At 69.8% G+C, this 6,036-nt stretch carries 5 protein-coding genes; 1 reads left to right on the forward strand and 4 read right to left on the reverse strand.

Going from position 1 to position 6,036, the window contains the following annotated elements:
- On the forward strand, positions 1-1,059 hold a 1,059-nt coding region (gene purB / locus B2284_RS13235), incomplete at its 5' end, for an adenylosuccinate lyase (protein WP_286697629.1).
- A 264-nt stretch (positions 1,060-1,323) separates the two neighbouring features.
- On the opposite strand, the gene B2284_RS13240 is transcribed toward purB, so the two are convergent.
- From B2284_RS13240 to B2284_RS13255, 4 genes are all read right to left on the reverse strand, one after another.
- Positions 1,324-1,977, reverse strand: coding sequence for a VOC family protein (locus B2284_RS13240; RefSeq protein ID WP_038566581.1), 654 nt, complete (start codon positions 1,975-1,977; stop codon positions 1,324-1,326).
- A 157-nt stretch (positions 1,978-2,134) separates the two neighbouring features.
- Positions 2,135-2,947 (reverse strand): TrmH family RNA methyltransferase, encoded by an 813-nt coding sequence (locus B2284_RS13245; RefSeq protein WP_286697630.1) that lies wholly within the window; start codon positions 2,945-2,947, stop codon positions 2,135-2,137.
- Between the two features lie 154 nt (positions 2,948-3,101).
- Positions 3,102-3,965, reverse strand: a complete 864-nt coding sequence (locus B2284_RS13250) for an HAD family hydrolase (RefSeq protein WP_136788598.1) — start codon at positions 3,963-3,965, stop codon at positions 3,102-3,104.
- A 177-nt stretch (positions 3,966-4,142) separates the two neighbouring features.
- On the reverse strand, positions 4,143-5,666 hold the full coding sequence (locus tag B2284_RS13255) for a hypothetical protein (protein ID WP_136788599.1): 1,524 nt from the start codon (positions 5,664-5,666) through the stop codon (positions 4,143-4,145).
- Positions 5,667-6,036: the final 370 nt, after the last annotated feature.

Below are 6,036 nucleotides of genomic sequence, written 5' to 3' on the forward strand. Positions count from 1 at the left end.
CAGCTCTCGGAACTCATCCACTTCTGCTGCACGAGCGAGGACATCAACAACCTCAGCTACGCCCTCATGGTGCAGCGTGCGACGCAGCAGGTGTGGCTGCCGAAGGCGACGACGCTCGTCGAGCAGGTCGCGACGATGGCCCGCGACATGCGGGACGTGCCGCTGCTCGCGCACACGCACGGCCAGCCGGCGACGCCGACGACCATGGGCAAGGAATTCGCCGTGCTCGCGCACCGCCTCGGCCGACAGCTGCGCCGCATCGAGGCCCAGGAGTTCCTCGGCAAGCTCAACGGCGCCACCGGCACGTTCGGCGCGCACACCGCCGCCGTGCCGAGCGCCGACTGGCCGGCGCTGAGCCAGAGCTTCGTCGAGGGCCTGGGCCTCACGTGGAACCCGCTCACGACGCAGATCGAGAGCCACGACTGGCAGGCCGAGCTGTACGCCGACATGGCGCGCTTCAACCGCATCCTGCACAACCTGTGCACCGACGTGTGGACCTACATCTCGATGGGCTACTTCGCGCAGGTGCGCGGCCAGGGCACCGTCGGATCGTCGACGATGCCGCACAAGGTGAACCCGATCCGCTTCGAGAACGCGGAGGCGAACCTCGAGGTCAGCTCGGCGCTGCTCGACGTCCTCGGCTCGACCCTCGTCACGTCGCGCCTGCAGCGCGACCTCACGGATTCCTCGATGCAGCGCAACATCGGCACCGCATTCGGGCACTCGGTGCTGGCCATGGACAACGTCGCGCGGGGCCTCGGCGGTCTCGACCCCGTGCCGGCCGCCATGGCCAAGGACCTCGAAGCCAACTGGGAGGTGCTCGGCGAGCCGATCCAGACGGCGATGCGCGCGCTCGGCGCCCAGGGCGTGCCGGGGATGGAGCAGCCCTACGAGCGCCTCAAGGAACTGACGCGCGGACGCCGCATCACCGGCGACGACCTGCGCGAGTTCGTGCGCGGCCTCGGCCTGCCCGCCGACGTCGAAGCACGCTTCGTCGAGATGACGCCCGCGACGTACGTCGGCATCGCTCCGCAGCTGGTCGACTTCCTCGAGGTCTGACACCCAGCGGATCATTTCGACGCCTGACGTGCACTGGCCTGCGACGGACGCTCGTGCGCCCCTTGGCGATCTGCTGAAGCCCGCGGCTGCCTCGCTGAGAGCTGAGATCCTGCATGGTGGGGCCTCAAGCTCTCAACGCGGCTGTTGGGGGCTGAAATCCCGCAATGCGGAGTTTCAGACCTCACCAGATGCGTTGAGGGCCGAAACTCTGGACTGCAGAGTTTCGGCCCTCGACGTCAGGACGGAACGCCGCCCCTCAAATCATCAGATCGTGACGTCGCCCTTGGCGGTCGCGAACGTCACCGACAGCACCGACGGGGTGCCGTGCGGCGCGACGAACTGGAAGTCGATGTCGGGCTCCCAGTCCTCGCGGTCGACGCCGGGTTCGCCCGTCAGGCCGAGCCATTCGCGCACGCGCTCGGGCGCGCCGGCAAGCATGATGCCCTTGAGCGCGACGTCCGTGGCGCCGTCCTTCGACGGGTGCTGCGCGGGATCGTCCCAGTGGATGAAGTACGGCAGCTGCGGGTCGACGACGAGGTCGCTGACGCCGATCTGCTGCCACGTGATCTCCGCGCCGTCGGGGCGGTGACGGCGACCTTCCGTGGTGGGGCGGCCGAGCTTGGCGACGGGGCCGCTCATGTCGTCGAGTTCGACGACCCAGCCGACCCAACCGCCGCCGTTGGCGGAGCGAGCCTTGACGGCCTGACCGAACGGCATCTTGTCGACGCTCGGGTGCTCCAGCGCTTCGACGACCTCGACGAAACGCCCCTGCCTCAGCGGCAGGATCATGTTGCGCGTCCCGAAGCGCGGGTGCACGCCGCCGTCACGCACTTCGATGCCGAGCTGCTGCGAGAGGCGCTCGGCTGTGGCCTGCAGGCCGTCATTCTCGGCCGCATACATCACGTGGTCAATCCGCATGGAGACACTGTGCCACGTCACCCAACACAGCTTGTAATCAGGGTCACGTCTCGGCGACGCGGGGCCGCGTCACCGGCTGGCGCCCCGGTGCGGACGGGTGGCGGGGGGCACCTCGCTCGCGGCGCCGGGTCACCTGAGTGCGTCGGGTGGCCGCTCGTCAGCCCCGCACGCCGCGCTGTCGCATGGCTTCGTAGAGCACGATGGCGGCGCTCGTCGCGACGTTGAGCGAGTTGACCTGCCCGACCATCGGGATGCGGACGCGGGACGTCGCGGCGCCCAGCATCTCGTCGGTGAGGCCGTACTTCTCGGTGCCGACGGCGACGGCGACGGGCCCGGACAGGTCGATGTCGGTGTGCATGACGTCGGTGTCCGGTGTCGTCGCGATGAGGGGAATGTCGTTGTCGCGCAACCATTCCAGCGTCTCTGACGTGGGTGCCGCCGCGACCGGCACGCTGAAGACGGTGCCCTTCGAGGCGCGGACGACGTTGGGGTTGCCCCAGTCGGTGACAGGGTCGGCCGCGATGACACCGTCGGCGCCCACGGCGTCAGCCGTGCGCAGCATCGCGCCCAGGTTTCCGGGCTTCTCGACGCCCTCGGCGACGAGCAGCAGCGGGTTGGCGGGCAGGTCGAGCATGCGCGGATGGGCGTTGACGCTCGGCACGACGGCGAGGAAGCCGTCCGGCCCCTCGCGATACGCGACGCGCTCGAACGCCTGACGCGCGACGGTGACGATCTCCGCGCCCGCCGCGCGCGCCGCGTCAATGACGACGTGCTGTCGCGCCGCGTCGAGCATCAACTCGTCACACACATAGAGCGTCTGCGGGCGGACGCCGGCGTCGAGCGCCAGACCCAGTTCGTCGTACCCCTCGACGAGCGTCAAGCCCTCGGTCTCGCGCGTACGGCGCTTGCGCAGACCGATGAGGCCCTTGAGGCGCGGGTTCGTCGCGGACGTCAGGTGAAGATCAGGCACGCCCCATCATCCCAAATCGACGCGCCTCACGCGAAGGTGGACGTAGTTCGACGATGTGGACGTAGTTCGCCGATGTGGACAGGAATCGCCGATGTGGACGCCGTTCGCCGATGGGGACGGGAATCGCGAATGTGGACGTAAATCGCAGAAGGGGTCAGAGGAGCGAGCGCAGGACGAGGGCGGCGCCGTCGTCGTCGATGGGGGCGGTGACCTCGTCGGCGGCGGCCTTCACCTCGTCGGGCGCCTGGCCCATCGCGACGCCGCGCGCGGCCCATTCGAGCATCTCGACGTCGTTGCGCTGGTCGCCGACGGCCACCGTGTTGGCGGGTTCGACGCCGAGCTTGCGCCGCACCTGCTCGAGCGCGGACGCCTTCGTCACGCCCTCGGGGTTGATGTCCATCCACGCGGTGAATCCGACGGCGTAGTTGACCTGGTGCAGGCCGACGCGTTCGGCGAGGTCGAGGAAGTCCTCGCTCGTACCGGTCGGCGAGCGGAACGTCACGCGCGTGACGGGCTCCGTCATCAGCTCCTCCCACGGCACGACGACCTGTTCGCCGTCGAGCTCACCGTCGGGGAACGGCGCCGTCACCTTGAACACGTCACCCGATTCGACGGCGATGACGGCGTCCTCCCACTGTCCGCGCAGCATCTGCAACGCCGGCGTCGGGTCGAACGTGACGCGCTCGATCGTCTCGAACCCGTCGGGCAACGAGCTGTCGAGACGCAGCGTGATGGCGCCGTTCGAGCACACCGCGTACCCCGACGACAGGCCCAGCATGTCGATGATCGGCTTCGTCGCGATGACCGCACGCCCTGTCGACAGCACGACCTGATGCCCCGCCTCGACGCAGGCGCGCACGGCGTCGCGCGTGACGTCGTGCATCGTGCCGTCGTACTGCAGCAGGGTGCCATCGATGTCGAGGCACACCATGAGCGGCGGCCACTCCTTGCCATCCGGCTGCGACGAGATCGCCGAACCGGTCGACGGGGGCGTCGCGGAGATGTCAGAGGCAGTCACGTGCCCACCCTAGGCGCAACGGCCCTCCTGACGGCGGCCATCCGTCGCGCGCCGTACACGCCCGGGGTCCAGCCGCGTCCGACAGGGGAGTCGACGCAGCGTCACCACCGCGTCGACGAGGCCGGCCCACCCCGTCTGGGGCGAGCCGGCCTCGTCAGGTGCGTGCCGTTGAGCGTGTCAGTGGGTCTGCTGACCCCACGGCTGCTGCGGGCCCTGCCCGCTGTTCGGCACGTTCGACGTGTTCTGCGCCGGCGAGGCCGTCGACTCCGTCTTGCGCGACTGCAGGAACGCGACGACGCCGACGGCGATCGCGATGAGGCCGGAGAGCAACGTCAGCCACACACCGGCACCGATCGTCGCGGAGTAGCCCGACGCGGGCCCGTCGGAGCTGACGGCGCTCGACGCGGACGGGAACTGGACGATGCCGATGATGAGGATGACGAGGCCGATCGCCGCGGTCACGAGGCCCGCGATCTTTGCGTTGAGCTTGCCCAGCAACGCGAGCACGCCGGCGGCGACGAGGCCGAGGGCGAGGATCGCGACGAAGATTCCCGCCGTGTTCTTCGACCCACCGAGCGCGGAGTTCGCGCTGTTGTTGTTGCCGCCGATGCCGTTGAGCGCCACCGACTCACTGCCGGCCTTGAACGTCACCCACGCCACGAACGGCGCGATCAGCCCGAGCAGCGCGGGAACGAACGGCCCGAACTTCGCGACGGGCGAGACGGTCGACGTCGTGTGCGACGCACCGGAATCCGTCGCCGCCGCACCCGTCTGCCCGACGCCCGGTGCGGACGACTGGCCGTACGGCGCCGACGTGTAGTGCTGCTGGTTCGACACCGCCGCACCCTGCGAGGACGGGTAGCCGCCCTGCGGGCTGTTGGACGGGTAGCCACCCTGCGGGCTGTTCGAGGGGTAACCGCCCTGTGGGCTGTGGGACGGGTAACCGCCCTGCGGTGACGACGCGTACCCGTTCTGAGGCGACGAGGGGTAACCGCCCTGCGGGTTGTTCGATGGGTAGCCACCCTGCGGCGCGGAGCCGTAGCCACCCTGCGGGTTGTTCGACGGGTAGCCGTTCTGCGGCGAGGAGCCGTAACCACCCTGTGGGCTGTTCGAGGGGACACCACCCTGCGGCGCCGAACCGTACCCGCCCTGCGGGTTGTTCGACGGGTAACCACCCTGCGGCACCGAGCCGTACCCGCCCTGCGGGTTGTTCGACGGGTAACCGCCCTGCGGGCTGTTCGACGGGTGGCCGCCTTGGGGGTTGTTGGACGGGTAACCACCCTGCCCGTAGGGCTGACCTGCCGCGTTCTGACCCCCGGGGTACTGGCCGTACCCGCTCTGGCCGTAGCTTGGCTGGCCCCCGCCCTGCGGCCCGGCGTAGCCGACTCCCGGTGCGCTCGGGTAGGCCTGCGACGACGCGGCGCCCTGCTGCCCACCCTGACTCGACGGGCCCCATGCGGGCTGAGCCGGCGCATCCGAGCGTGGCGCGACGCGCGTCGCGTCACTGCCGATCGCCTGCGTGTGGTCGTCGGAGGCGGGCGCGTCCTTCGTCATCGAGACTCCCGCGTCAGACGTCTCCCCGGCCGGCGTGGCGCCCGCGGGCGTCGCGCCGGCAGCTGCGCCACCCGCGACGTGGGTGGCCTGCTCGTTGTTGTCTGCGCTCCAGGTCGAGCCCTGGCCGGACTCGTCGTTGGTCGACATGCCCCTCTCCTTCACGATTCGAGGTACGGAAAACTTGCTCCCAATGTACGTGCCGCGGCGCCGCGCCACACCCGTCATCCGAGCAGTGTGACGACACAGCGCCCCGGCCTCTCCGTCACGAGGACGGCCGTGGCGTGACGCGCGGGTTCGGCACGACTCGCATCGCGACCGTCGTCGACCCGGCGGCGACACCGCCACCGACGGCCCGCCTCCCCCGCGCGACGGAGCGTCAGTTCGACGCGAGCGACACGACGAGGTTGATGGCCGTCGCGACGACGCCGACACCGAGCGCGTAGCTGAGCAGCGTGTGCTGCAGCACGAGCCGTCGCACCCACCGGTTCTTCAAGTTCGTGTCGCTGATCTGGTACGT

This window comes from Dermacoccus sp. UBA1591 (assembly GCF_002322065.1).
Lineage (GTDB): Bacteria > Actinomycetota > Actinomycetes > Actinomycetales > Dermatophilaceae > Dermacoccus > Dermacoccus nishinomiyaensis.